The following is a 23,428-nucleotide window of genomic DNA, read 5'->3' as shown; positions in this document are numbered from 1 at the left end:
GTCGCGCGCCGCGCGATGGAGGCCGGCACGCCGACTCAGGTCCCGGCCGTCCGGCTCAGGCCCAGCCGTCGAGGTCGCTGGCGTTGTCCTGGCGTCGCTTCCCGCGGCGGACGCTGCGCCGGGCGGCGCGCGAGCCCGGCCGGCGTCCGCGCACGGCGCTCGTCCGGCCGGCGGAGCCGTCCTCGGCCGGGGCCCTGCGCCGAGCCTCGCGATTCTGCATCCAGCGGCCCATCAGCCAGGCGATCCCGGCCAGCGCCGCCAGGCTCAGCGCCCACATGACGCCGGTGAGCACCATCAGCAGCGCATCTCCGGCGGCGGAGCCCTCCGCGGGTGCCTGCTGCGCCGTCGTCGCCGCGCCGAGGGCGAGGGTCCCCGCGAGCGCCCCCATCAGTTCAGCACCATCGGCTCATAGCCCTCGGCGCGCAGGCTGTTGAGCACCAGGGAGGAGTGCTCGGCGCCCTTGGTCTCCATGTTGATCACCAGCGCGACGTCGCCCATCGACAGCTCGCCGCCGATGCGCGTGTGGTCGACGCCGATGACGTTGGCGTCGGTCTCGGAGACGATCCGCGAGATCATCGCCAGCTCACCGGGCCGGTCCTTGAGCATCAGTTTCACGGTCAGGAAGCGGTCGGCGGCCGAGAGGCCGCGCTGGATGACCTTGAGCATCAGCATCGGGTCGATGTTGCCGCCGGAGAGCACCGCGACGATGTTCTCCGCCTCGATGCCCAGCGACGCCAGCTTGCCCTCCATCAGCGCGGCCACGCCGACGGCTCCGGCCGGCTCGACGACCATCTTCGAACGCTCCATCAGAAAGATCAGCGCCTCGGCGATGGCGTCCTCGCTGACGGTGACGACCTCGTCGACCAGCTCCTTGATGATCTCGAAGGGGATCTCACCGGGCTGGCCGACGGCGATGCCGTCGGCGATGGTGCGCACGCCCTTCAGCGGGACCAGCGCGTCGGCGGCCAGCGACGGCGGGTAGGCCGCCGCGTTCTCGGCCTGCACGCCGATGATCCGCAGGTGCCGGCCGCGCCGGGCGGCCTCCTGCTTCAGCGCCACGGCGTTGCCGGCCAGCAGGCCGCCGCCGCCGATGCCCATGATGACCGTGTCGACCTCGGGCTCCTCGTCGAGGATCTCCAGGCCGATCGTCCCCTGGCCGGAGACGACGTCGGTGCTGTTGAACGGGTGGATGAACACCGCCCCGGTCTCCTCGGACTGGCGCTGGGCCTCGGCCAGCGCCTCGTCGACGTTGGAGCCGTGCAGCACGACGTCGGCGCCGTGGTCGCGGGTGGCGGCGAGCTTGGGCAGCGCCACGCCGCGCGGCATGTAGATCGTCGCCGAGATGCCCAGCTTCTTCGCCGCCAGGGCCACGCCCTGGGCGTGGTTGCCGGCGGAGGCGGCGACGACGCCGCGGGCCTTCTCCTCCTCGCTCAGCCGCGACATCCGCACATAGGCCCCGCGCACCTTGAAGGAGCCCGCGCGCTGCAGGTTCTCGCACTTCAGGTGCACAGTGGCGTTCATCATCCGCCCCAGCGCCCGGGAGTGCTCCAACGGGGTGTGGACGATGACCCCGTCGAGCAGCTCGCGGGCGGCGCGGACGTCGTCGAGCGTGACGCTCAGTCCGTGGCCCGGGGGCGTGACGGCGGAGTCGTTCTCAGTCTGGGTCATTCCTCATCCTCAGCGTGTCGTCGGTCCTCGTCGACGCCGCGGGAACGGTCGGCGGCGCCTCGGGTCTCTGCCTCGCCGGTCGCCGAGCGGCGCGACCGGCGGACGGCGTCGGAGGGTCCGGAGGCGTCGGGGTCCCCGGACTCCCCGCGGGCCGCGCGCCGTTCGGGATCCAGCGCGGGCACGGTCTCCTTCAGCCGGCGCTTCAGTCCGGCCAGGGCCTCCTCGTCCGCCGACTCGTCGGGCTCCGGCGGCACGTCCCGGCGCGCGGCCTCGAGCCGCTGCTCGCGCTCCATCGCCAGGGCGACGTCATCGTGCCGCCACTCCTCGCGCACGATATAGCGGGTGGAGCGATTGATGAAGGCCAGCACCGGCACGGCGAAGAGCGCGCCGACGATGCCCAGCAGCGTGGTCCCGGCGGTCACCGCGAGCACCACCGCCAGCGGGTGCAGCCGCACGGCCTTGCCCATGACGATCGGCTGCAGCACGTTGGACTCGATCTGCTGGACCAGCAGCACCACGCCGAGCATCAGCAGCGCGTTGATCGGTCCGTTGGCCACCAGCGCGAGGATGATCGCGATCGCCCCGGTCGCCACCGCGCCGACCACCGGGATGAAGGAGCCGAGGAAGACCAGCACCGCCACCGGCAGGGCCAGCGGGACGCCCAGCAGCTGCGCACCGATCCCGATGCCCACCGCGTCGACCGCGGCGACGAAGACCTGCACGCGCACGTAGGAGCCCAGCGCCGTCCAGCCGGTGCGGCCGGCGCCGTGGACGGCCGGGCGGAACTTGCTCGGGACGAACTGCACGCCGAAGCGCCACAGCCGCTCGCCGTCGGCCAGGAAGAAGATCAGCGTGAACAGCGCCAGGATGAGTCCGACGACGATGTTGCCGGCCGTCGAGCCGATGCTCACCGCGCCGCCGAGCAGCGAGCTCGAATTGTCCTGGACGTACTGCTGGGCCTGCTGCAGCCAGCGGTCGAACTCCTCGGTGGAGACGGTGACGCCCAGCTGCTGACCGGCGTCCTCGGCCAGGCGCACCAGTTCCAGCACGCCGACGCGGACTTGGTCGGTCATCTCCGCGAAGCCCTGGACCAGCTCCTGGCCGACCAGGTACAGCAGGCCGTTGACGACGGCGAGCAGCAACAGGATCGAGGAGATGGAGGCCAGCAGGGACGGGAACTTCAGACGCCGGAGGAAGTCATGGACCGGGCGCAGCAGCGTCGCCAGCAGCGCGGCGATCAGCAGCGGGATGATCAGCAGCTTGACGAAGCTGAGCAGCCAGAGGAGCACGCCGGTGAAGGCGAGGATGAGCAGGACGCGCCAGGACCACGCCGCCGCGATCCGCACGCCCCAGGGGATGTCCTCCTGGATGCGCCGCTCGTCGGAGACGCCGACGTCCCCGGACGGCGCCGGCGGCGCGGCCGGAGTGGAGAACGAGCTCTCGTCATCTCGAGTCATGCGTTCCATAGTGACACAGGCGACGCCCGGGGACCCGGACGGCACGAGCGACCTCCTCCTTCTCCTCTGCGGCGCCGAGACGCGTTCCCGGGACGACCGGTCCGGGACCGGTGTCCGGGACCATGCACTGCGGGCCCGCCGCCGCAGGTCGAGATGCGGCGAGCGAGCCCGGAGCGCGGGTGCGGGCGAGGCCCGCAGGGACGATCACTCCGCCATGGAACGGACGATCGCGATGAGTCGGAGCAGCTCGATGTACAGCCAGACGAGGCTGACGGTCAGCCCGAAGGCCGCCGCCCAGCCGAAGCGCTTGGCGACGCCGGCGTCGACGCCCTCCTGGATGTTGGTGAAGTCCATCACCAGCGAGTAGGTGGCCAGCAGGATGCCCAGTGCGCCGAGGGCGAGGCCCAGGAGCGGCATCTCCCCGCGCAGACCGAACATCGAGTCGGTGCCGCCGAACATCATCAGACCCACGTTGACGAGGCTGAAGACGAAGTACGCCAGGCCGGCGACCATGAACATCTTGGTCAGCTTCGGCGTGGCCCGGACCTTGCCGGAGCGGAAGAGCGCGAGCACCGAGCCGAAGACGATGACGGTGCCGAGCACCGCCTGCAGCACGATGCCGGGGAACTGCATCTCCAGCAGCATCGAGATGCCGCCGAGCAGCAGCCCCTGGCAGGCGCTGTAGGCCAGGATGAGCGCGGGGTTCGGCTCGCGCTTGAACGAGTTCACCAGGCCGAGCACGAGGCCGCCGAGCAGACCGACGATGACCAGCACCATCAGCAGCGCCGGCGACGTCGCGCCCACGGTGACGCTGACGCCGGCGCCGAGCAGCACAACCAGGAAGCTGACCAGCGTCTTGCGGATGACGTCGTCGTAGGTCATCGGCTCCAGGTCCTGCGGAGCCGCCTGCGGCGCGGCGACGCCGCCCTGGCCGGGCATGCCGTGCTGCTGCGCGTAGGGACGGTCGTCCTGCTGCGGCTGCTCGGTGACGTGGCCCCGCTGGTCCATCGTGAACCGGCGACGGCCGCGCTCGGAGAACTGCTGCGGGAACGCCTGCGTGTTGAAGATCGGGTTCGACATGTTCGGGCCGGACTCCTATCGGGCTCGTCTGCCTCAGGATGATCGCCCGCGGACGCGGGCGATGGTCTGCCCCCAGTCTACCGCCGCGACGGCGTGATGCACGTCGCCGTCCACAGTTGGGCCGCACATCGTGCACTGCGGATCCACGCCGCCCGCGCACCCCAGGTCGACTGGTGTCCGCGGCGCGGCACCCGTAGGATTTGAACACCGTTCAGACCCGATCGCTCCCCGACGGTCCGGGCAGCCGACCGTCGACCGGAAGAAGGACTCCGATGCCGCCCCCCGCGCCGCAGCACCCGACGAGGCCCTCCGCACCGGGCTCCCCCGCCCCGCAGACCCTCCGGCCCGGCACGGCCCGCGACGACGGCGGAGTGAGCCGCTCGGTGCGCGGCATCGCCCGGATGGCCGTCTTCGCCGCCCTGGTCGCGGTCCTCGGCCAGCCCTTCGCCGTGCCGGTGATCGCCGGCGTGCCCATCACGCTGCAGACGCTGGGCGTCATGCTCGCCGGCGCGGTGCTCGGGCCGTGGCGCGGCGCCGGCGCGATGGTGCTGCTGCACCTGCTCGTCGCCGCCGGGCTGCCGCTGCTGAGCCAGGGGTCCGGCGGCCTGGCCGTCTACGCCGGACCGACGGCCGGCTACGCGCTGGGCTGGATCCCCGGGGCATGCGTCGTCGGGGCGATCGTCCAGGCCGGCTGGCCGCTGCGGCTGTGGCGCACGACGGCGGGCACGGTGCTCGGCGGCGTCGCCGTCATCCACGCCTGCGGCATCCCGGTGATGGCCTGGCAGCTGGGACTGACCCTGCCGCAGGCCGCGGTCTCGTCGGCCGCCTTCCTCCCGGGCGATCTCGCCAAGGCCGCCGCGGCGGTGCTGCTCGCCCACGCGCTGGCCCGCGCCTACCCGACGCCCTTCGAGCATGCCCGGAGCCGGCGGGGCTGATCCCGGACGATGCCCTCGACCCCGCTCATCCCGCTGCACCGCCCCGGCGACTCGCCGGTGCATCGGATGCCGGTGCCCGCGAAGTTCGCCGTGCTGCTGGTGCTGGCCCTGGTGCTCTCGCTGCGCCGCGAGGATCCGTGGATCGTCGCCGCCGCCTGGGCGCTGGCCGTCCTCGGACACCTGGCCTCGGGCGCTCCGGCCGTCGCGCTTCTGCGCCGACTGGTGGGGGCTGCGCTGGCTCGTGCTGCTGCTGACCGTCCCGCAGCTGATCTTCCTCTCCGGAGCGGAGACGGCGCTGAACGTCTCCCGGGTGACCGCACTGATCCTGCTGGCGGGCCTGCTGACGCTGACCACCAGCACCGAGGCCGTGCTGGACGCCGTCGAACGTGCCCTGCACCCGCTGCGGCGCCTCGGCGTCGACCCCGAGCGAGTCTCGCTGGCGCTGTCGCTGACCATCCGCTCGGTGCCCACGATCATGGGCTTCCATGCCGAGATCCGGCAGGCCCAGCGCGCCCGCGGCGCTCGGGGCGGTCCGTGGACGACGATCATGCCGCTGCTGGTGATGACGCTGCGCCATGCTGAGCGGACCGCCGAGGCGCTGACCGCCCGCGGCGTGCGCTGAGCCTCAGCCGACGGGCTCCTCGCCGGTGAAGGTCTGCAGCCGTCCGCACATCCCGAAGAGCCGCGGTCCGGGGCGCGGCTCGCCGCGGACGACGGCGGCGCGGCCCAGATGCGACCCGTCGCCGGACTGCAGGGCCTGCAGGTGCTCCCGGGTCCGCGCGGTCTCGGCCTCGACGGTCGCCTCCCAGATCTCGCGCCAGCGCTCGACGCGCGGGCGGACCAGCTCGGCGGCGCGGGCGTGCAGCGTCGCCAGCGCCTGCGGGCCGTCGCGCTCGACGGCGGCGATATGCTCGCGGCAGCCCTCGACGGCCAGGTCGCGTCGAGCCTGCGCGGCCCGCGCGCGCTCCTGCTCGTCGCCCTCGGGCAGCGCGACGGCCTCGCGGTATTTCTCCGGGTCGGCGAGGATCTCGTCGGGGAACGTCAGCACCGCGTCGCCGGCCTCGGGAAGCCCGGCGTTGGACATCACCACGTTCAGCCGGAGGTCCCCGTGGTTGACCAGCCGGTGGACGGTGCCGGGGGTGAACCACAGCAGCGAGCCGGCCTCCAGCCGGTCGCGGGCGAACCCCTCCGCGGAGAGCGTGTGGACCTCTCCGGTCCCGCCGGTGACCACGTAGGCCTCGGTGGAGACGGTGTGCAGATGGGGGGAACCGCCGTGCAGCCCGTCGGGGGTCTCCCAGTCGTAGACGCAGAGCTGACTGACCGAGGTGCCGCCCGGGAACCGCGGCAGCGCACGCTGCACCGGCGTGCTTCCGTGCGGCGAGCTTCCGTGCGGCGAGCTTCCGTGCGGCGAGCTTCCGTCCGGCGTGCGTCCGTGCGCAGGTGTGCTCATCACAGCGCGAACTCCGTCCCGAGGTCGTCCCGTGCGGCGGGCTCGAGCTGCTCGGCGACGAAGACGAACCGGTGCCTCAGCCGCAGCACGCCGCGGTCCGGCAGGTGGATCTCCTGGTCGAACGCCGGCGACTGGCTGGTCACCGTGAAGATCCCGGTGCGGGTGAACCACTTGATCGGCGGGACCTCGACCGGCCCCTCCGGCCCGGAGGCCTCCGAGGTCCCGGCGAAGGCCATGACCGTGCCGCCGCCGTCGATCTCGTCGTGCGGGGAGCTGAAGGCGACCCAGTCGGCGATCGCGCCCATGGTGTCCTCCTCGCCGTCGGCGCCGGCGGAGTTGACCACCTGGCAGCCGGTCCAGGAGCGCGGCCCGCGCCAGAACCAGCCGGTGTATCCGGCGCTCGGCCGGCCCGCCGTCGTCGGGCTGCCCATCGGCAGCGTCTCGCCGGAGACGTTGGTCAGCTCGGTCTCCAGGTCGATGGCCCAGAGGCCGCGGTCGGCGTCGAGCGAGTGGACCCGCTGGACGCGGTGCTCGTCGAACCAATGCTCGCCGCGGGAGGTGATCCACTCCAGCGTCTCGTCGAAGACCACCTCCTCGCCGCCGGTCGGCTCGGCGGAGAACCCGGTGTGGCGCATGGTGCCCAGGTTGCCGCGCATCTGGTACCCGTCCTCGACGTGGAACGTCGGGCCGCCCCAGAAGTTCTGGTCGGCCACATGCGACCAGGTGAACTGCAGGCCGGTGTGCCAGCGGTGGTCGTGCGGCCGGCGCACCGCCGCGTCGCCGCCGTCCAGGAAGCGCAGCGGATACAGATACGGCTTGGGCGCCTCCTCCGGCGCAGTGTCCGGGCGGATCACGTAGCGCAGGATCTCGGTGCCGGCGGCGGAGACGGCGATCTCCTCGTCAGTGCGGGCGACGTCGAAGGTCTGGCTCATCGGGCGGGCTCCTCGGCGGGGGTCGGGACGACGCCGGCGGTGTTGTCGGCGACGCGGTAGTCATGGGCGGCGTCGTGCATGCCGGCGTAGTAGGTGCCGGAGCGGGTCAGCTCCGCACGCCGGACGGGGCGTCCGGTCTCGGCGGACTGGTACAGGGCGGCGATGAACTCCAGCACCCGCCGGCCGTCGTCGCCCGAGGCCCGCGGGCGCACCCCGGCGGCCATCGCGTCGAGCAGCTCGCCCAGCTGCCGGCGATGCGAGGAGGGCACGTCCTCCTCGGGCGTCCAGTCGGCGGGGACCTCCTCGCCGACATGCGGGGCCGGGGTCCAGGTCCAGGAGCTGTTGTCATAGCCGTAGAGGTGCTCGACCTCGACGGTGGCGTCCTGGAAGTCGAAGCGCAGGTAGGAGACCTCGCGCGGGGAGAGCACCGAGTTGACCACCGTGGCCAGCGCACCGGAGGCCAGTCGGACGGTGGCCGCCGAGACGTCCTCAGTCTCGACGTCGCGGTCCAGCGCCGCGGCGGTGGCCGAGACCTCGGTCCAGTCGCCGAGGATCTCGAGGAGCAGGTCCATCTGATGGATGCCGTGGCCCATCGCGGGGCCGCCGCCCTCAGTCTCCCACTTCCCGCGCCATGCGACGTCGTAGTAGGAGTGCGGGCGATACCAGAGCGTGTTGCACAGCGCGACCAGCGGTCGTCCCAGCGTGCCTTCCTGCACATGGCGCTTCAGCCGCTGGGCGCCCGAGCCGAAACGGTGCTGGAAGACGTAGGAGGCGTAGGGGCCGCCCTCCCGCTCCAGCGCGGCGACCTCGTCGTACTCGGCCAGCGTCAGCATCGGCGGCTTCTCGCACCAGACCCAGGCGCCGGCGCGCAGCCCCTTCATGACGCCCTCGCGGTGGGCCGAGGGCGGGGTGCACAGCACCAGCAGATCCGGCCGCTCGGCCTCGAGCAGCTCGTCGATGCCGCCGTGGCGGCCGGGGATCCCCCACTCGTCGGCGACTCGGGCCACCCGGTCGGGGTCGACGTCGGCAAGGCCGACGACCTCGACGCGGCCCTCGTGGGACTTCAGCGTGGGCAGGTGAGCCCCCGCGGCGATCCCTCCGGCGCCGACGACGCCGACGCGGATCGTGCTGGATGCGGCTGACATGCGTGCTCCTCGCAGTGGATGTGCTCGATGATCGGGCGCCGCGTCGACCGACCGGCCGCAGTCGCCGACGGGCGCGAGTGACCGATCACATGACCGATCATCATCGAGACTAGGGAGACCCCGGCCACGCTGTCAACACGATTCTGTCATCCCGGTCACATCGCCGAGCGGGCTGGTCGCCGGCGCGACCTGCGGGACCCGACGTCCCGCCCGCACGGTGCAGCTCCGTCCGGAACACCGATGTGCCCGGCGGTCGGCGCGCCGACCGCCCCCGACCGCAGGACGGAGAGACACTGCCCCCGTGACACCCGACACCCCCTCCGGCCGCCGGGCGACCATCCACGAGGTCGCCCGGGCCGCCGGCGTGTCCCACCAGACGGTCTCGCGCTATCTGCGCGGACTCGGCCCCTTCCGCCCGCACACCGTCGAGCAGGTCGAGGCGGCCATCGAGGAGCTCAACTACCGGCCGAACACCATCGCCCGGTCGATGCGCACCCGGCGGACCGGCGTGCTCTCCGTGGTGCTCCCCTCCCCCGTCGAGCAGATGCCCACCCCGATGCTGGCCGCGGCCGGCGAAGTCGCCCATCGCGAGGGCTTCCTCATGGAGATCGCCGTGGTGGAGGGCTCGCCGCAGGAGCGGGCCGCCCGCGCCCGGGAGCTGATGGACTCCGGCCGCGTCGAGGGCGTGCTGTCGCTCAGCGGCCTGCCGGGCCTGGAGGAGTCTCCGCGGACGGCGACGACGGCGGCGCTGGCGGTGCTCGGCCAGTACGACGACCGGCTGCGCGGCATCGGCCCGCTCGCCGACGCCTCGCTCATCGCCGAGATCGTGCGCCGGCTCGCCGACATGGGGCATCGCCGCTTCCTGCACGTGCAGGGCCCGCAGGAGTGGGCCTCGGCGGCCGCACGCCGACAGATCTACGAGGAGACCATCGCCGAGGACGGGCTCGAGTCCCACGGCGTCGTCGGCGGTGCATGGTCGCCCGAGACCGGCCATGCCGCGCTCATGGACCTGCCCGAGGACAGCGGGGTGACCGCCGTCGTCGCGGCCAACGACTACGTCGCGTTCGGCGTGCTGCGCGCCGCCCACGAGCGCGGATGGCGTGTCCCGGATGACCTGAGCGTGGTCGGCTGGGACGACCTGGGCGTCAGCCGCTACGCCGTCCCGGCGCTCTCCACCGTCGCCGCCGACCGTGCCGGCCAGGGACGCTTCGCCATGGAGCGCCTCATCGCGCTGGTCCGCGAGCAGGACCCGCCCACGGTGATGCCGGAGATGAACACCCTGCTGCTGCGCGAGTCGGTCGGCCCCGCCCCGCGTCGCTGAGTCGGCCCCGCCGTCGATCGATGCTCTTGACGGACAAAAATGTGATCGGTCACAGTATGTGAGGTGACCCACATCACGATCCTCGGGAGGAACTGTTCCATGCACCGCTCTGTCCACCGCCGCCTCCGCCCCCGTGGCCGTCCTGACGGCCGGGGCCCTGCTGCTCTCCGGCTGCGGCGCCGGATCCGCCGCCGGCGACGACGGCGACGTCACGCTGCGCTTCTACTGGTGGGGCCACGACGGCCGGCACGAGAACACCCAGGAGCTCATCGACGTCTACGAGGAGAAGAACCCCGGGGTGACGATCGAACCGGAGTTCTCCGACTGGTCGGGCTACTGGGACCGGCTGGCGACGCAGACCGCCGCCGGAGACGCCCCCGACGTCATCCAGATGGACGCCCTCTATCTCCGCGAGTACGCCGAGAACGGCACGCTGCTGGACCTCTCCGCCATGGACTTCAGCGGCATCGCCGCGGGCGTGCGCGACGCCGGCGCCACCGACGACGGCGTCTGGGCCATGCCGCACGGGATGACGGTCATGACGCTGGCGGCCAACGACTCGATGATCGCCGACTCCGGCGTGGACCTGCCCGACGACACCTCCTGGACCTGGGAGGAGTTCAGCGCGTACTCCGCCGAGCTGGCGGAGGCCACCGGGGAGTACGGCGTCAGTCCGCTGCTCGAGTCGGCCGGACTGCAGACCTGGCTGCGTCAGCACGGCCGCCAGATCACCACCGACTCCGGCGACCTGGGCTTCGAGCCGGCCGACGCCGCCGCGTACTTCCAATTCCAGCTGGACCTGCTCGACGACGGCGGCTACCCGCCGCCCTCCGCGTCGGCCGAGGAGCAGCCGCCCGGATCGGCCGAACAGTCGATGACCGGCCGCGGCGAGGCCGTGATGGGGACCTGGTGGGACACGATGATCGGCGGCCTCTCGGAGTACGCCGACTCGAGCTTCACCCCGCTGCGGATGCCCAGCATCGACGGCGACGGCGACCACCAGATGTTCTTCAAGCCGTCGATGTTCTACTCGGGGTCCTCCGACACCGACCACCCCGAGGAGGTCCAGGACTTCATCGAGTTCCTCGCCACCTCGGAGGAGTCGACCGAGATCAACCTGACCGACCGGGGCATGCCCGCGGCCGAGGGCGCGCTGGAGAGCATCCGGGACGAGCTCACCGAGCAGGAGCAGATCCTGGCCGACCATGCCGCCGAGCTCGACTCCGAGGTCGGCGACCCCACGCCGATCCCGCCGGAGGGCGCCTCGGCCTTCCCCGACCACGTCTACCGCTACTCCCAGGAGGTCCTCTTCGGGCGGCAGACGCCGCAGGAGGCCGCCGAGGCGATGCACGCGGACATGCAGTCGGACCTCGACGACGCCGGCTGAGCCGCGCGACGCGGCAGGCCGGTGCCCCCACTGGGATTCGAACCCAGACTGTGCTGATTTTAAATCAGCTGCCTCTTCCGATTGGGCTATGGGGGCCGAGACGCGCACGGCGGGCCGCCGTGCGGATCCATCGTAGATCCGCCGCGGCGGCCCGCCGTCGTCGTCCTCGGGGGTCCTCATCGCCCATCCCGTCCGCCGGCGACCGGGGGTGCAGGTCAGGCAGAGGCCGGACGAGGAGTCACTTCTTCGTCGCGGGGGTCGCCGCCTCCTCGAACTGGCGACGCGGGGTCTCCAGATCGCGCAGCTGGGTGAAGTCGCGGCCGAAGAGCAGCTCGTTCAGCCAGTTGCTGGCCACCCGGACCTTGCGCTCGACGGTGGGGATGGCCATGCCGTGGTAGCCGCGGTGGGCCAGCCAGGCCGGGAAGCCCGTGAGCTTGACGCCCAACGGGTTGCCGACGCCCTTGTAGAGGCCCAGCCCGGCGACGGCCCCCAGGGACTCGTGCTTGTACTCGGTCAGCGACTCGCCGGCGCGGGCGGCCAGCAGGTTCTTCGCCAGCATCTTCGCCTGGCGCAGGGCGTGCTGGGCGTTCGGCACGCAGAAGCCGCCCGGGCCGGCGCCGGTGAGGTCCGGGGTGGCGGCGACGTCGCCGGCGGTCCAGGCGCCCGGGATCGCCCGGCCCTCGTCGTCGACGATCTGCAGAGTGGGCGAGCCCTTGAGCCGGCCGCGCTCGTCGACCGGGAAGCCGGAGGACTTGGCCACGGCGTTGGCCGCCACACCGGCGGTCCAGACCAGCGTGCCGGACTCGAAGCGGTCGATCTCGGACTTGTCGGCCATGTCGATCAGCTGCAGCTCGCCGTCGACGGCCGAGCCCAGCGAGGTGTTCAGCAGCACCTCGATGCCGCGGGAGCGCAGGTGCTCGACGACGCCCTCGGCCTGGTCCTCGGAGACCTCGGGCATGATGCGGCCCATGGCCTCGACGAGGACGATGCGCACGTCGGACTGGCTCAGCCGCGGGTTCGCGTCCACTGCGGCGCGGACGATGTCCTCGATCTCGGCGATGCACTCGATGCCGGCGAAGCCGCCGCCGACCACGGTGAAGGTCAGTGCCCGCGCCTTGGCCTTCTCGTCGGTCATCGTCGAGGCGGCCTCGATGTCGTCGAGGATCTGGTTGCGCAGCGTCAGCGCCTCCTCGATGGTCTTCAGACCGATGCCCTGCTCGGCCAGGCCCTCGATCGGGAAGGTGCGCGTCGTCGCACCGGCGGCCATGACGACGTCCTGATAGGACAGCTCGATGGTGTCGCCGTCGTCCAGCTCGACCGTGGCGGTGCGGGCCTCGTGGTCGACGCCGGTGACCTTGCCGGTGACGACCTCGGTGTCCTTCAGATGCTTGCGGTGGGAGACGACGGCATGGCGAGCCTCGATGTGTCCGCCCACGACCTCCGGGAGGAAGGGCTGGTAGGTCATGTAGGGCAGCGGGTCGACCAGAGTGACGACCCCGCCGGCCTCCTTGACCTTCTTCTGCAGCTGCTGCGCGACGGTCAGGCCGACGTAGCCGCCTCCGACGATCAGCGTGCGCGGTTTGTCTGAGAGCTTCTGCGAGGTTGCCATGGAGTCATCCTAGCCGGGTTGCTGACGTGAACGTGAACTGCTCGCACACGCCTGTGGCGGCGGACCACGGCGGGGTCGCCGTGCTCCACCGCCACAGTGCGATGCGCAACATCAGCAGTCTACTCCGTCCGACGTCGCGGCTCAGCGACCTGTGACGCGACGCCTCCGCAGGGTCAGATGGGAGGCCGCGCCGGCGACGATCAGCACCACCACCAGGGCGGCGACGCCGAGCGTGGTCGCTCCGGCCCAGTCCTGGACGGTCGCGGCCTCCTCCGACTGCGGGCGGGCCCGCGGATCACCCTCCGGCCCCGGCGTCACCCCGGAGTCCTCGGGGATGTCGACGTGCTGGGAGGTCTCGGAGTCCCCGCGCCGGTGGATGCGCACCCACTCGGCCAGCGACTGATAGTCCGCCTCGTCGTACTCCGGGACGTCGTCGCTGTCCACAGCGGCGGCGACGTCGAGGATCCCGCGGCCGAACTCGGGATCGACGCCCTCGGGCCCGGCGTCCTCGGCGGTGGCCAGCAGCCGGTGGCGGACCTCCGCGACCGGCAGGTCCGGATGGGCGGCCATCACCAGCGCCGCCGCTCCGGCGACGATCGGCGAGGCCCCGGAGGTTCCCGACCACTGTGCGTAGCCGCCGTCGGGCACCGCCCCGACCAGCGGCTCGGACGGGGCCGCGAGGTCCACCGCGATGCCCTGGGCCGAGGCGTCCTGGCTGATCTCCTCCTCCTCGGTGACCCCGGCGACGGTGACCACTCCGGGGATCGAGGCCGGCGCGCCGACGCTCCACTGCCCGGAGATCCGATTCCCGGCGGCGGCGACGACCAGCACGTCGTTCTCCTCGGCCCGCTGGAAGGCCCGGTCCCAGGACCTCGGCCACTCCTGCTGGTTGGGCAGGCCGAAGGACATGTTCAGGACGTCGGCGTCGTGCTCGATCGCCCAGTCCACGCCGTCGACGACCTGCTGCTCCAGCGGGACGTCGTAGGAGCTGGGGATCTCCAGCGACATGGAGATGCTCAGCAGGTCCGCCTGCGGCGCGACGCCGACGACGCCGGAGGTGCGCTCCACGTCCGGCGACATCGCCGCGCCGGCGACCAGGTCGGAGGCCCGCACCGCGCCGGAGGTCAGCGCCTCGCGCGTGACCACGCCGGCTCCGGCCGCCCCGGAGGTGCTCATCTCCTCGCGCAGGTCCTCCCAGAACTCCTTCCAGTCCTGCTCGGAGAAATCCTCGAAGTCGTGGGGCTCGGGCAGGTCCTCGGGGTCGTCGCCGCTGGGCTCGGCGCCGCGGCCGGCGGCCAGCGAGCCGACCAGCGTGCCGTGCTCGGCGGTCATCTGCTCCACCGGGGAGCCGTCGGAGTCTCCTCCGCCGGAGACGTCGGTGCCCCCGACGACGGCGTCCTTCAGCGCGGGGTGCTCGGCGTCGATGCCGGTGTCCATCACGGCGATCCGCACGCCCTCGCCCTGCGTGGTCTTCCAGGCCTCGGTGACGCCGTAGGTGTCCAGCCAGTACTGCGCCTCCCGCCAGGCGTCGGCTTCGGCGGAGGGAGCTCCTCCGACCTGCGGGGCCAGCATCAGCGGGACGAGGGCGCCGACGACCGCCGTCGACCGCAGCAGTCGGAGAGGACGGCGACGGCGCGGCGGCTCCGGGCTCTGCGGGGGCATCGGGCTCATCGTCTGCGAGGTCCTCCGGTCAACCGGCGATCTGGGGCTCGCGACCGGCGGCCAGCGAGAGGGCGATGCCGTCCAGGATGTCATGCTCGGAGGCCACCGCGGAGGTCACGCGCCCATCCGTGACCGTGTTCACGTAGTCGAGGATGGTTCCCCAGATCAGCGCGCCGGCGCCGATGACGTCGACGCGTCCGGGGTGCATGAACGGCATATGGGCGCGCTCGTCCCGGGATGCGGTGAGCAGCTGGTCCACAGACTGCTGGTACTGGTCCAGACCGATCTCCGCGCCGTGGATGAGGTCGGGGTCGTAGTCCTCCAGGCCGAGGGCGTGGGCGGTGACGGTGGTGACCGTGCCGGCCACGCCGATGACCACGTCGGTCTCGTCCAGCGGCATCACCTGGGAGACGTCCTCCAGGAAGGAGAGCGTCTCGAAGCTCGCCATCGAGGTCTCGGTCTCCCGCGGCGGATCGCTGTGCAGGTGCCGCTCGGTGAAGCGCACGCATCCCATGTCGGTGGAGATCGAGTGGGTCATGCCGTCGGAGGTGCCCAGCACGAACTCCGTGGACCCGCCGCCGAGGTCGACGACGAGGACCTTCCGCTCGGGGTCCGCGTCCAGCAGCGACGACGCGCCGGTGAAGGACAGGCCCGCCTCTTCGCTGCCGCGGATGACCTCCGGCTCGACGCCGAGGCGCTCTTCCACTCCCCGGATGAAGACGTCGCGATTCGCCGCGTCCCGCGTGGCCGAGGTGGCCACGAAGCGCACCGCCTCGACGTCGTGGCGGCGGATGAGCGCGGCGTACTGGTCGACGGCCGCGAAGGTCCGCTCGAGGGCGGCCTCGGAGAATCGGCCGGTGGAGTCCACGTCCTCGCCGAGCCGCACCACGATCATCTGGCGCACCACGTCGGTCAGCGGGGAGGTCCGCACCGGGCAGCCGAGGCGATGCCCGTACGGGTCATGACGCTCGGGCCGCTCCTCCGCGGGCCGGCGTCCGACGTCGGCGATCAGCAGGCGGATCGAATTCGTCCCGCAGTCGATGGCGGCAACTCTCATGTCTGCTCCTTCAGCTCCGGCGCCGGACGTGACGGCTGAGGTCCTCGGTCGGGACGTCGGCGTCGTGATCCCAGGCGGTCGCGCAGGTGCACATCTGCGGAGTCCAGTCCTCCACGATGCGCTCCAGGGTCTCGTCCCCCAGCGGGGTGATGCCCGGGCCGACGGCGAGGGCGTGGCCGACCAGAACATGCAGGCACTTGACGCGTTCGGGCATGCCCCCGGCGCTGACGCCGTCGATCTCCCAGACCGGATCCAGCCCGGCCCGCCGTCGGATCTGTTCGCGACGCTCGAGGTAGTCCTCGTGGGCGGCGCGGTGGCCGGCGGCCAGCAGCTCGTCGGCGGCGAGCCGTTCGGTCATCTCGGCCATCACTCCGGCGGCCTCGAGCCGGGAGACCGCCTGCACGACGGTCGGGTGGGTCAGGTAGTAGGTCGTCGGGAAGGGGATCCCGTTCGACAGCCGCGGAGCGGTCGCGGCGACCAGCGGGTTCCCGCAGCAGCAGCGGGCGGGGATCTCGACGACGTCGCGCACCGGGCGGCCCAGCTGGCGGCTGAGCGTCTCCAGGTCCTGCGCCGACGGCGTCGCCTCGTGCTGGGTCATCGTGATCTGCGGTCTCCTCTGCGCGCCGGCGACGTCGCCGGGTTCTGATGGGACGGGCTCGTGCAGCCGGTGCGGCGCATGCGGGGCGGAACGTTCGACCGCCGAGGCGCCGCCGGATGTCTGCCGAGTCACACCGGACATCGATGTCGAGACTAATCCACCGCCGAACGGACCAGCGAATCCCAGAGCGCCTCGGCCCAGGGCAGATCATGCCGGACCTCGCCGTCGGCGGGGGGCGTCCCGTCCGCCTCCCGGGCGTCGAGGTCCCCGACCACGTGATACCGCTTCTCCCCCGGCATCACCAGGTCCACCCGTTCACGCGCCTGCTGCCGGATGTACTCGGGATCGTCCCAGCGGGCGATCTGGTCCTGGAGCTCGTCCTGCTCCTGCTGCGCGGCGGAGATCTCGGACTCGAGCTCGCCGAGCTCGACACGCTGCTGGACGTAGGTGCGGACTGTGGGGACCAGGAAGGAGAGCACCACCAGGGCGACCACGGTCAGCACGATCATGCGTCCGGAGACCGTCCGTTCGGGGACCCGGGTGCGGGCGCTGACCGGGCTGCGGCCCGCGGATCCGGTGCCGTCGGAGGAGGCGTCGGCGGTCGTCCCGGCGCGGGCGGAGGCGGCGGAGCGGGACGAGCCGATCCGACCGGGGCGGCGGGCCGCGGCGCGGGCGGGCATGCGGATCTCGCCCGAGACCTGCTCGCGCTCGGCGATGCGGCGGGCGGCGCGGTCCTGACGTGCGGCCATGGCACCTCCCTTCCCCGGCGGCGCGGGACTCGGCGCCGCCGTCTGTCGACGGCCTGCTTCGACGCCGGTGGTCGACGTCGGACCTTCAGGGTAGTGCGACGTCGGGGCCGCGCCGCGCCGGACACGCGCTGACCGGGAGGATCCCTCCCGGCGCCGGCTCCGGAGACGCCTGCGGCCGGGCCCCTCGCGAGGGGCCCGGCCGCAGGATGGGGAGCCGGCTGGACGACCGGCGCCCGACAGCTCGGGCGCTCAGCGCGTCGGGCGGATCAGCGCGAGAAGCGCGGGAACGCCGACGTGCCGGCGTAGGCGGCGGCGTCGCCGAGCTCCTCCTCGATGCGCAGCAGCTGGTTGTACTTGGCCACGCGCTCGGAGCGGGCCGGGGCGCCGGTCTTGATCTGCCCGGAGTTCGTGGCCACGGCGACGTCGGAGATCGTGGTGTCCTCGGTCTCGCCGGAGCGGTGGGAGATCATGGTGGTGTAGCGGCTGCGCTGGGCCAGCTGGACGGCGTCCAGCGTCTCGGTCAGCGAGCCGATCTGGTTGACCTTCACCAGCAGCGAGTTGCCGGTGTCGTTCTCGATGCCCTTGGCCAGCCGCTCGCGGTTGGTCACGAAGAGGTCGTCGCCGACGAGCTGGACCGTCGAACCGATCTGCTCGGTCAGCGTCTTCCAGCCGGCCCAGTCGTCCTCGTCCAGCGGGTCCTCGATGGAGACCAGCGGATAGGACTCGACGAGCTCGGCGTAGTAGGCGCTCATCTGCTCCGGAGTCTTCTGCTCGCCCTCGAAGGTGTAGGCGCCGTCGGAGAAGAACTCGCTGGCGGCGACGTCCAGGGCCAGCGCGACGTCCTCGCCGGGGGTGTAGCCCGCGCGGGTGATCGCCTCGGTGATCAGGTCCAGCGCCTCGCGGTTCGACGGCAGGTTCGGAGCGAAGCCGCCTTCGTCGCCGAGGCCGGTGGCCAGTCCCTTCTCCTTCAGCAGCGCCTTCAGCGCGTGGTAGACCTCCACGCCGGAGCGCAGCGCCTCGGCGAAGGTCGCCGCACCGATCGGAGCGATCATGAACTCCTGGATGTCGACGTTGGAGTCCGCGTGGGAGCCGCCGTTGAGGATGTTCATCATGGGCACCGGCAGCAGGTGGGCGTTCGGCCCGCCCAGGTACTTGTACAGCGGAAGGTCGGAGGCGTCGGCGGCGGCCTTGGCCACGGCCAGCGAGACGCCCAGGATCGCGTTGGCGCCGAGGCTGTTCTTGTTGTCGGTGCCGTCGAGGTCGAGCAGCACCTGGTCGATCTGGCGCTGCTCCGTGGCGTCCTGCCCCTCGAGGGCCGGGGCGATGACGTCATTGACCGCGGTGACCGCGCCGGTGACGCCCTTGCCGAGGTAGCGGCCCTTGTCGCCGTCACGGCGCTCGACGGCCTCGAACTGGCCGGTGGAGGCGCCCGAGGGCACCGCCGCCTGCCCGAAGCTGCCGTCGTCGAGCAGCACGTCCACCTCCACGGTGGGGTTGCCCCGCGAGTCCAGGATCTCGCGACCATACACACTGGCGATGAGAGACATGTCTGTCGGCTCCTTATTGCTGATGGTGTGACATTCGGGGGCCGACGCGCCCTTGCGCCAGCGAGGTCAGATGGCGGCGCAGCGCGCGTTCGGGGTCCTGATCCCGACGACGGGCTTCGTGCACCACAGTGAAGAGTAGTTCACCCAGGGCATCCTCGTCAGCCGCGCCGAGCGGCGAGGAGCCGTCCGGTTCGTCCGCCGGCACGGCGCCGTCGCGCGCGAGCCGGTCCACCGTCTTGGCGGCGCGAGCCAGGGCGGGCAGATGGGACGGCAGGGAGTCGACGACGGCGGCGAGCGCCGCGGCCTCCGACGCCTCGTCCGGCTCGTCCGGCTCGGCGGCACGATCGTCGCGGGCGTCGTCGGCGGCGGCGTGAGCAGCGTATCGGGGCGGCGCGCCGCCGTGCTCCCCGGCCTTCTCCTCCGCCTTGATCCTCGCCCAGGCCCGCTGGATGCTCGCGAGATCGGCATGCTCGTCGACGGCCAGCCGCCCCTCGGGGGTGAAGACGTGCGGACTGCGCCGCACCAGCTTGGCGGTGATCGCCTCCGCGACGCCGTCCAGGTCGAAGGAGCCGCGCTCCTCGGCCAGTCGGGCATGCAGCACGACCTGGAAGAGGACGTCGCCGAGTTCCCGGCGCAGCGACTCGTCGACGCGACCGGACTCGATCTCCTCGAGCGTCTCGTAGGACTCCTCGACCAGATACTCCACGAGGTTCTCGTGGGTCAGGCGGCGGGTCCAGAGACAGTGGCGGCGCAGGGCGTCCACGACCTGCCGCAGGCGGAGGAGGGCACCGCCGTCCGCGGCAGGCACGTCGGACACGGAGGGGGACTGCGGGTTCACGCGGCGCGGATCACTGCCAGGCTTCGAGGATCATGGCCGAGAGCGCCTCGCGCTCGTCCAGCCCCAGGAAGGACGACTCCAGCGCGTTGATCTGGAAGTCGGCCAGCTCGGCCAGCTCGTAGCCGAAGGTCGAGGCCAGCAGAGCCAGCTCCCCAGTGAGCGTCACGCCCGAGACCAGACGGTTGTCGGTGTTGATGCCGACGTTGAAGCCCAGCTGGTGGAGCATGTCGACGGGATGGTCGGCCAGCTCCGGACCGAAGCCCGCCGTCGCCCCGGTCTGCAGGTTGGAGGTCGGGCAGACCTCGAGGTGGACCTCGCGGTCGCGGATCCAGCGGGCGACGGGCCCGAGCTCCACCTGGAAGACCTGCTCGTCCTCGGCGGCGCCCTCCTCCTCGGCGGCCGCAGGGTCGTCGACGACGGTGATGTCCTCGGCGACGCGGACGCCGTGTCCCAGGCGGCGTGCCCGCCCGGAGACGAGGGCGTCGCGGATCGACTCCACGCCGTCGGCCTCCCCGGCGTGGACCGTCGTCGGGACCATCTGCGTCGCCAGCTCGGTGAAGGCCGCGGCGAACCGGACCGGCGGAAAGCCGTCCTCCGGTCCGGCGATGTCGAAGCCGACCACGCCGGCGCCGCGGTGCCGCACCGCCAGGTCGGCGATCTCCTCGCCGCGGTCGTTCTGCCGCATCGCCGAGATCAGCTGTCCGACGATGATGATCCCGTCCTGCTCCTCGACGGCGGCGACACCCTCGTCGAGTCCGGTCCGGACGGCCTCGACGGCCTCGTCCAGGGACAGTCCCCGCCGCTGGTGCTGCTCGGGGGCCCAGCGCACCTCGCCGTAGACGACGCCGTCGGCGGCCAGGTCCTCGACGTACTCGCGGGCCACGCGGCGCAGCGACTCGGCAGTCTGCATCACGGCGGTGGTGTGGGCGAAGCCTGCCAGGTACGCCTCGAGAGACCCGGACGTCGAGGCCCGGACGAACCAGTCGGCGAGCGCCTCCGGGGTCTCGGCGGGCAGCTCGTGGTCGATCTCGGCGGCGAGCTCGATCATCGTCGACGGGCGCAGCCCGCCGTCGAGATGGTCGTGGAGGCTGACCTTGGGGAGCGGACGGATGGTCTCGTGCAGGTCCTGGGACGGGCCGGTGCTCTCCGGAGCGGAAGTCGCAGTCATGATGCCAGCCTATCGGTCGACGGCGACCCGGCGGGAGTCCGAGCCGCCGCCGGCCCGGGCCTCGTCGAGCGCCGGGACGAGCCGAGCGACTCAGCCGATGCCGCTGATCGCGCTGCGGGTCCGCTGCTGGGTCGCCTGCGCCGTCTGGTCGTTCTCCGACAGCGTCGTGCGGACCAGCTGGATGATGCCCTTGACCTCGTCCGAAGCAGAGCGCCACCGCTGCTCCACGGAGCGGTATTCGGCGTCGGCTCCGTCCATCTGGAAGTCCGACATCGCCGCGGCGACCTGCTGGTCACGGTCGTTGATCAGCGTCTCCAGCCGAGCCGCGATCTGCTCGATGTCGCCCTGCACCTGGCCGGAGGCGTCGGTGTCGTAGGAAATGCGGTCCGTGGTCATCGTGGTGTCTCCTTCCGTCCGCCGCGGTCCCGCCGGGCGGATCGTGCTCCTGTGGTCCTGCGGTGCCGCGTCGTCGCGCCCCGGCGCTCAGCGTCCGGCGAAGCGCGCGGCGTCGAAGTTCGCCGCACTCTGCTGGCGCTCCGCGTTCGCCGCAGACTCCTGGTCGCCGGTCCGGGTGGCCGCGTCCATCTCGGCCTGTCCCCGGTTGATCGCGCTCAGCGCGCTGTTCAGATCGTGGGAGATCTCGTCGACGCGACTCTTGAAGCTGTCGAACTGCGCACGCCCCTGGCCGTTGAACCGGCCCTGGAGCGGATCCGCCGCCGCGGCCAGCTGGCGCACCAGCGAGGTCAGCTCCGTGCCGGACTGCTCGGTCCGCTGAGCGAGCGTCCCCAGGGTCTCGTTCCCCATGTCGAACTTCATGGCTGCTCCCCTCCTGCGAGGTGTCTCTCGGGTTGTCGTCGTCCTCGGGCCCGCGGCGATCCGGGGCCGGTTCCAGCGGCCCGGACGCCTCCGGTGCCGCACGTCCCTCAGCTCATCGGGTTCGGGAGATCGCGTCAAACGGTCATCCACAACCTCCGATTCCCCGACAGTCCAGGGGTCCGCCGTTCTCCACAAGCGACTGCGCTCCGCTGGACAGGCCGGGCGAAACCTGGAATCTTCGACATCGCCTCCGGGACCGCCGGAGGAATGGACACCGCCCGGACAGACGACGACCATGTGCCGCTCCTCGACGCCGCCCGACGTGCCGGACGTTCCGGAGGACGGCCCGCCGCCGGCGAGCAGCCAGGACGAGCAGGACAGGTGACGCAGTGACGATCGACCACGACGAGAAGATCCTCGAATCGGTCTCGGTCCGACGACATCGCCTCCTCAAAGCGCTGCTGCACGGGCGGGAGCGCACCCGCCGGCGCTACGACGTCGGCGTGCGGACCACGCTGATCAGCCTGGTCCTCGCCGCGCTCCTGTGCGCCGGATGCGTCGGCTATTCGTTCATCACCGATCTCTTCGCCGACCGCGCCGCGACCCGTTCGACCCCCGCTTCCCCGGTCGTGCCGGGCGACGGGGTCAGGTCACCGGCGCCGTTCGTCGCGGAGGACGCCCGATGAGCGCCGGATACACCCGTGTCACCGTCACCGCCGAGCGGCGCAGCGTGGAGCTGCTGCTGCCGGCCCGGCAGCCGCTCGGGTCGCTGATGCCGGAGATCCTCCGGCACGTCGGCGGCGATCACCGCGGCTCCGCACCCCGGACGACGACGCTGACGCCGGTCGGCGGCCCCTCGCTGCACGCCGAGCAGACCCTCGCCGAGGCGGGCGTGGGCGACGGCGGCATGCTGGCGCTGGACCGCCTCGACGAGGCCGTGCCGCATCCGCTGGTCTACGACGTCACCGAGACTGTCGAGGCGCTGGGCCCGGAGCTCGACCGCCGGTGGGCCGTCGATCTCGACCGGGCGGGCTCGGCAGTCGTCGTCGCCGTCGCGCTGGTCGGAGCGCTCACCGTGCTCACGGATCTGCTGGCCCCGGCGACCCCGTCCTGGTGGTCGCTCGGCGCGGCGGCAGCTCTGCTCGCGATCCTCGCCGCCGTCCCCTCCCGGCGGATCGGCTGGGACGCCGAGCTGCTGATCGCCGGCGCCGCATCGCTGGGCCTCGCTCTGGTCCAGGGACTGCCGGAGCATCCGTGGAGCGCATGGCTGCCCGGGCTCTGGGGCGCCGCCGCGCTGTGCGCCTGGCAGATCTCGCGCAGGAACTGGGCGGCGCTGGCGGTCTGCGCGACGACGGCGGCGGTGCTCGCCGCAGGGTGGGCGGTCCCGGCGCTGCTCACCGGCTCCACCGGGCACGCCGCCGGCGTCGCCGGCGCGACGAGCGCGGTGATGCTGGGGCTCGCTCCGCGGACCGCGCTGGCCCTCTCCGGGCTGGACGCCCTCGACGACCGGGTCTCCGCGGGGCGGCGCACCACGGTCTCCGACGTCCGCGGCGCCTGGACCGCCGCGCATCATGGCCTCGTCGGCGGGGTGCTGCTCTGCGGGGCCTCCGGCGCCGCGGCGGTGCACGGACTGCTCGCCGCCGGGGCCTCGCCGTGGGGTCCGACGCTGGCCCTGGTCGTCGCCGCGCTGGTCGCGCTGCGAGCACGCAGCATGCCGCTGGCCCTCGAACGCGCGGCGCTGCTCGGCTCGGCCACAGTCTCGGCGACGCTGCTCGCCCACCACGTCGCCGACCATGGGGCCGGCGCCGCAGTCCTGCCGGCCCTGGTCGTCGTCGCGGCGCTGCCGCTGGCGCTCACGCTGGCCCGTCGCCCCGAGCACGTCGGCGCGCGGCTGCGTCTGACCGCACGACGCGCCGAAGTGCTGGCCACGATCACCCTCGTCCCGCTGCTGCTGGGCCTGTTCGGCCTGTATGCCCAGCTGACCACGACGTTCCAGGAGTGAGCGCTCG

Annotated in this window: 23 protein-coding genes and 1 tRNA gene; 6 read left to right on the top strand and 18 right to left on the bottom strand. The window is 72.3% G+C overall.

Features of this window, described 5'->3' with window-relative positions; translation table 11 throughout:
- Positions 1-55: 55 nt before the first annotated feature.
- From GU5_RS0104825 to GU5_RS0104810, 4 genes are all read right to left on the bottom strand, one after another.
- Positions 56-388 carry a hypothetical protein gene (locus GU5_RS0104825; protein WP_010524448.1) on the bottom strand — a complete coding sequence of 111 codons (333 nt, stop codon included), beginning with the start codon at positions 386-388 and terminating at the stop codon, positions 56-58.
- Positions 388-1,668: a threonine ammonia-lyase gene (ilvA, locus tag GU5_RS0104820; protein ID WP_010524447.1), complete on the bottom strand. Its 1,281-nt coding sequence runs from the start codon at positions 1,666-1,668 to the stop codon at positions 388-390. The genes GU5_RS0104825 and ilvA overlap by 1 nt, the downstream gene beginning before the upstream one ends.
- Positions 1,665-3,125: an AI-2E family transporter gene (locus tag GU5_RS14080; RefSeq protein WP_010524446.1), complete on the bottom strand. Its 1,461-nt coding sequence runs from the start codon at positions 3,123-3,125 to the stop codon at positions 1,665-1,667. The genes ilvA and GU5_RS14080 overlap by 4 nt, the downstream gene beginning before the upstream one ends.
- A 204-nt stretch (positions 3,126-3,329) precedes the next feature.
- Positions 3,330-4,205 (bottom strand): Bax inhibitor-1/YccA family protein, encoded by an 876-nt coding sequence (locus GU5_RS0104810; RefSeq protein WP_010524445.1) that lies wholly within the window; start codon positions 4,203-4,205, stop codon positions 3,330-3,332.
- Between the two features lie 272 nt (positions 4,206-4,477).
- On the opposite strand from GU5_RS0104810, the gene GU5_RS0104805 reads away from it, so the two are divergent.
- Positions 4,478-5,140 carry a biotin transporter BioY gene (locus GU5_RS0104805; RefSeq protein ID WP_010524444.1) on the top strand — a complete coding sequence of 221 codons (663 nt, stop codon included), beginning with the start codon at positions 4,478-4,480 and terminating at the stop codon, positions 5,138-5,140.
- 241 nt (positions 5,141-5,381) lie between these two features.
- Positions 5,382-5,762 (top strand): energy-coupling factor transporter transmembrane component T, encoded by a 381-nt coding sequence (locus GU5_RS17220; protein ID WP_010524443.1) that lies wholly within the window; start codon positions 5,382-5,384, stop codon positions 5,760-5,762.
- A 3-nt stretch (positions 5,763-5,765) separates the two neighbouring features.
- On the opposite strand, the gene GU5_RS0104795 is transcribed toward GU5_RS17220, so the two are convergent.
- The 3 genes from GU5_RS0104795 to GU5_RS0104785 form a co-directional block, all read right to left on the bottom strand.
- Complete coding sequence (locus tag GU5_RS0104795; RefSeq protein WP_010524442.1) at positions 5,766-6,500, bottom strand: cupin domain-containing protein; 735 nt, start codon at positions 6,498-6,500, stop codon at positions 5,766-5,768.
- Between the two features lie 89 nt (positions 6,501-6,589).
- The gene (locus tag GU5_RS0104790; protein WP_010524441.1) at positions 6,590-7,522 is read right to left on the bottom strand and encodes a PmoA family protein; all 933 of its coding nucleotides are present in this window, start codon (positions 7,520-7,522) and stop codon (positions 6,590-6,592) included.
- Positions 7,519-8,667 (bottom strand): Gfo/Idh/MocA family protein, encoded by a 1,149-nt coding sequence (locus GU5_RS0104785; protein ID WP_010524440.1) that lies wholly within the window; start codon positions 8,665-8,667, stop codon positions 7,519-7,521. The genes GU5_RS0104790 and GU5_RS0104785 overlap by 4 nt, the downstream gene beginning before the upstream one ends.
- 301 nt (positions 8,668-8,968) lie before the next feature.
- On the opposite strand from GU5_RS0104785, the gene GU5_RS0104780 reads away from it, so the two are divergent.
- Together GU5_RS0104780 and GU5_RS0104775 are read left to right on the top strand one after the other, a co-directional pair.
- Entirely contained in the window at positions 8,969-9,988 is a 1,020-nt protein-coding gene (locus tag GU5_RS0104780) for a LacI family DNA-binding transcriptional regulator (protein ID WP_010524439.1), read from the top strand.
- A 133-nt stretch (positions 9,989-10,121) separates the two neighbouring features.
- The gene (locus GU5_RS0104775; RefSeq protein WP_010524438.1) at positions 10,122-11,375 is read left to right on the top strand and encodes an ABC transporter substrate-binding protein; all 1,254 of its coding nucleotides are present in this window, start codon (positions 10,122-10,124) and stop codon (positions 11,373-11,375) included.
- Between the two features lie 22 nt (positions 11,376-11,397).
- Here GU5_RS0104775 and GU5_RS0104770 read toward each other — a convergent pair.
- From GU5_RS0104770 to GU5_RS0104720, 11 genes are all read right to left on the bottom strand, one after another.
- Positions 11,398-11,471 (bottom strand) — tRNA-Leu (locus tag GU5_RS0104770).
- 142 nt (positions 11,472-11,613) lie between these two features.
- Positions 11,614-12,984 carry an NAD(P)/FAD-dependent oxidoreductase gene (locus GU5_RS0104765; RefSeq protein ID WP_010524437.1) on the bottom strand — a complete coding sequence of 457 codons (1,371 nt, stop codon included), beginning with the start codon at positions 12,982-12,984 and terminating at the stop codon, positions 11,614-11,616.
- A gap of 141 nt (positions 12,985-13,125) precedes the next feature.
- Complete coding sequence (locus GU5_RS17215; RefSeq protein ID WP_010524436.1) at positions 13,126-14,655, bottom strand: S8 family serine peptidase; 1,530 nt, start codon at positions 14,653-14,655, stop codon at positions 13,126-13,128.
- Positions 14,656-14,674: 19 nt separating this feature from the next.
- Positions 14,675-15,703, bottom strand: a complete 1,029-nt coding sequence (locus GU5_RS0104755; RefSeq protein WP_010524435.1) for a Ppx/GppA phosphatase family protein — start codon at positions 15,701-15,703, stop codon at positions 14,675-14,677.
- Between the two features lie 10 nt (positions 15,704-15,713).
- Entirely contained in the window at positions 15,714-16,301 is a 588-nt protein-coding gene (locus GU5_RS0104750; RefSeq protein WP_010524434.1) for a DUF501 domain-containing protein, read from the bottom strand.
- Between the two features lie 152 nt (positions 16,302-16,453).
- Entirely contained in the window at positions 16,454-17,050 is a 597-nt protein-coding gene (locus GU5_RS17555) for a septum formation initiator family protein (RefSeq protein WP_010524433.1), read from the bottom strand.
- Between the two features lie 266 nt (positions 17,051-17,316).
- Positions 17,317-18,597 (bottom strand): phosphopyruvate hydratase, encoded by a 1,281-nt coding sequence (eno, locus tag GU5_RS0104740; RefSeq protein ID WP_010524432.1) that lies wholly within the window; start codon positions 18,595-18,597, stop codon positions 17,317-17,319.
- A 13-nt stretch (positions 18,598-18,610) separates the two neighbouring features.
- Positions 18,611-19,414 (bottom strand): MazG nucleotide pyrophosphohydrolase domain-containing protein, encoded by an 804-nt coding sequence (locus GU5_RS14065; RefSeq protein WP_237704669.1) that lies wholly within the window; start codon positions 19,412-19,414, stop codon positions 18,611-18,613.
- A 31-nt stretch (positions 19,415-19,445) separates the two neighbouring features.
- Positions 19,446-20,603: an adenosine deaminase gene (locus tag GU5_RS0104730; RefSeq protein WP_010524430.1), complete on the bottom strand. Its 1,158-nt coding sequence runs from the start codon at positions 20,601-20,603 to the stop codon at positions 19,446-19,448.
- Positions 20,604-20,693: 90 nt separating this feature from the next.
- Positions 20,694-20,999 carry a pore-forming ESAT-6 family protein gene (locus GU5_RS0104725; protein WP_010524429.1) on the bottom strand — a complete coding sequence of 102 codons (306 nt, stop codon included), beginning with the start codon at positions 20,997-20,999 and terminating at the stop codon, positions 20,694-20,696.
- Positions 21,000-21,086: 87 nt separating this feature from the next.
- Positions 21,087-21,419 (bottom strand): hypothetical protein, encoded by a 333-nt coding sequence (locus tag GU5_RS0104720; protein WP_010524428.1) that lies wholly within the window; start codon positions 21,417-21,419, stop codon positions 21,087-21,089.
- A 389-nt stretch (positions 21,420-21,808) separates the two neighbouring features.
- Here GU5_RS0104720 and GU5_RS16645 point away from each other — a divergent pair, with 389 nt between their 5' ends.
- On the top strand, positions 21,809-22,105 hold the full coding sequence (locus GU5_RS16645) for a hypothetical protein (protein WP_010524427.1): 297 nt from the start codon (positions 21,809-21,811) through the stop codon (positions 22,103-22,105).
- Positions 22,102-23,421 (top strand): type VII secretion integral membrane protein EccD, encoded by a 1,320-nt coding sequence (gene eccD / locus GU5_RS0104705; protein WP_010524426.1) that lies wholly within the window; start codon positions 22,102-22,104, stop codon positions 23,419-23,421. The genes GU5_RS16645 and eccD overlap by 4 nt, the downstream gene beginning before the upstream one ends.
- The last annotated feature ends 7 nt before the right edge of the window (positions 23,422-23,428 follow it).

This window comes from Nesterenkonia sp. F (assembly GCF_000220985.1).
Lineage (GTDB): Bacteria > Actinomycetota > Actinomycetes > Actinomycetales > Micrococcaceae > Nesterenkonia.
Note: the sequence above shows the minus strand (reverse complement) of the source record. Positions and strands in the feature narration are given on the sequence as shown.

Excerpts from the sequence above, each read along its gene's own strand:
- GU5_RS0104805 (WP_010524444.1), top strand. The coding sequence starts at position 4,478 with ATGCCGCCCCCCGCGCCGCAGCACCCGACGAGGCCCTCCGCACCGGGC.
- GU5_RS0104730 (WP_010524430.1), bottom strand. The coding sequence starts at position 20,603 with ATGACTGCGACTTCCGCTCCGGAGAGCACCGGCCCGTCCCAGGACCTG.
- GU5_RS17555 (WP_010524433.1), bottom strand. The coding sequence starts at position 17,050 with ATGGCCGCACGTCAGGACCGCGCCGCCCGCCGCATCGCCGAGCGCGAG.
- GU5_RS0104755 (WP_010524435.1), bottom strand. The coding sequence starts at position 15,703 with ATGAGAGTTGCCGCCATCGACTGCGGGACGAATTCGATCCGCCTGCTG.
- GU5_RS0104785 (WP_010524440.1), bottom strand. The coding sequence starts at position 8,667 with ATGTCAGCCGCATCCAGCACGATCCGCGTCGGCGTCGTCGGCGCCGGA.
- eno (WP_010524432.1), bottom strand. The coding sequence starts at position 18,597 with ATGTCTCTCATCGCCAGTGTGTATGGTCGCGAGATCCTGGACTCGCGG.
- GU5_RS14080 (WP_010524446.1), bottom strand. The coding sequence starts at position 3,125 with ATGACTCGAGATGACGAGAGCTCGTTCTCCACTCCGGCCGCGCCGCCG.
- GU5_RS0104725 (WP_010524429.1), bottom strand. The coding sequence starts at position 20,999 with ATGACCACGGACCGCATTTCCTACGACACCGACGCCTCCGGCCAGGTG.
- ilvA (WP_010524447.1), bottom strand. The coding sequence starts at position 1,668 with ATGACCCAGACTGAGAACGACTCCGCCGTCACGCCCCCGGGCCACGGA.
- GU5_RS0104750 (WP_010524434.1), bottom strand. The coding sequence starts at position 16,301 with ATGACCCAGCACGAGGCGACGCCGTCGGCGCAGGACCTGGAGACGCTC.
- GU5_RS0104765 (WP_010524437.1), bottom strand. The coding sequence starts at position 12,984 with ATGGCAACCTCGCAGAAGCTCTCAGACAAACCGCGCACGCTGATCGTC.
- GU5_RS0104810 (WP_010524445.1), bottom strand. The coding sequence starts at position 4,205 with ATGTCGAACCCGATCTTCAACACGCAGGCGTTCCCGCAGCAGTTCTCC.
- GU5_RS17215 (WP_010524436.1), bottom strand. The coding sequence starts at position 14,655 with ATGAGCCCGATGCCCCCGCAGAGCCCGGAGCCGCCGCGCCGTCGCCGT.
- GU5_RS0104825 (WP_010524448.1), bottom strand. The coding sequence starts at position 388 with ATGGGGGCGCTCGCGGGGACCCTCGCCCTCGGCGCGGCGACGACGGCG.
- GU5_RS0104790 (WP_010524441.1), bottom strand. The coding sequence starts at position 7,522 with ATGAGCCAGACCTTCGACGTCGCCCGCACTGACGAGGAGATCGCCGTC.
- eccD (WP_010524426.1), top strand. The coding sequence starts at position 22,102 with ATGAGCGCCGGATACACCCGTGTCACCGTCACCGCCGAGCGGCGCAGC.
- GU5_RS0104720 (WP_010524428.1), bottom strand. The coding sequence starts at position 21,419 with ATGAAGTTCGACATGGGGAACGAGACCCTGGGGACGCTCGCTCAGCGG.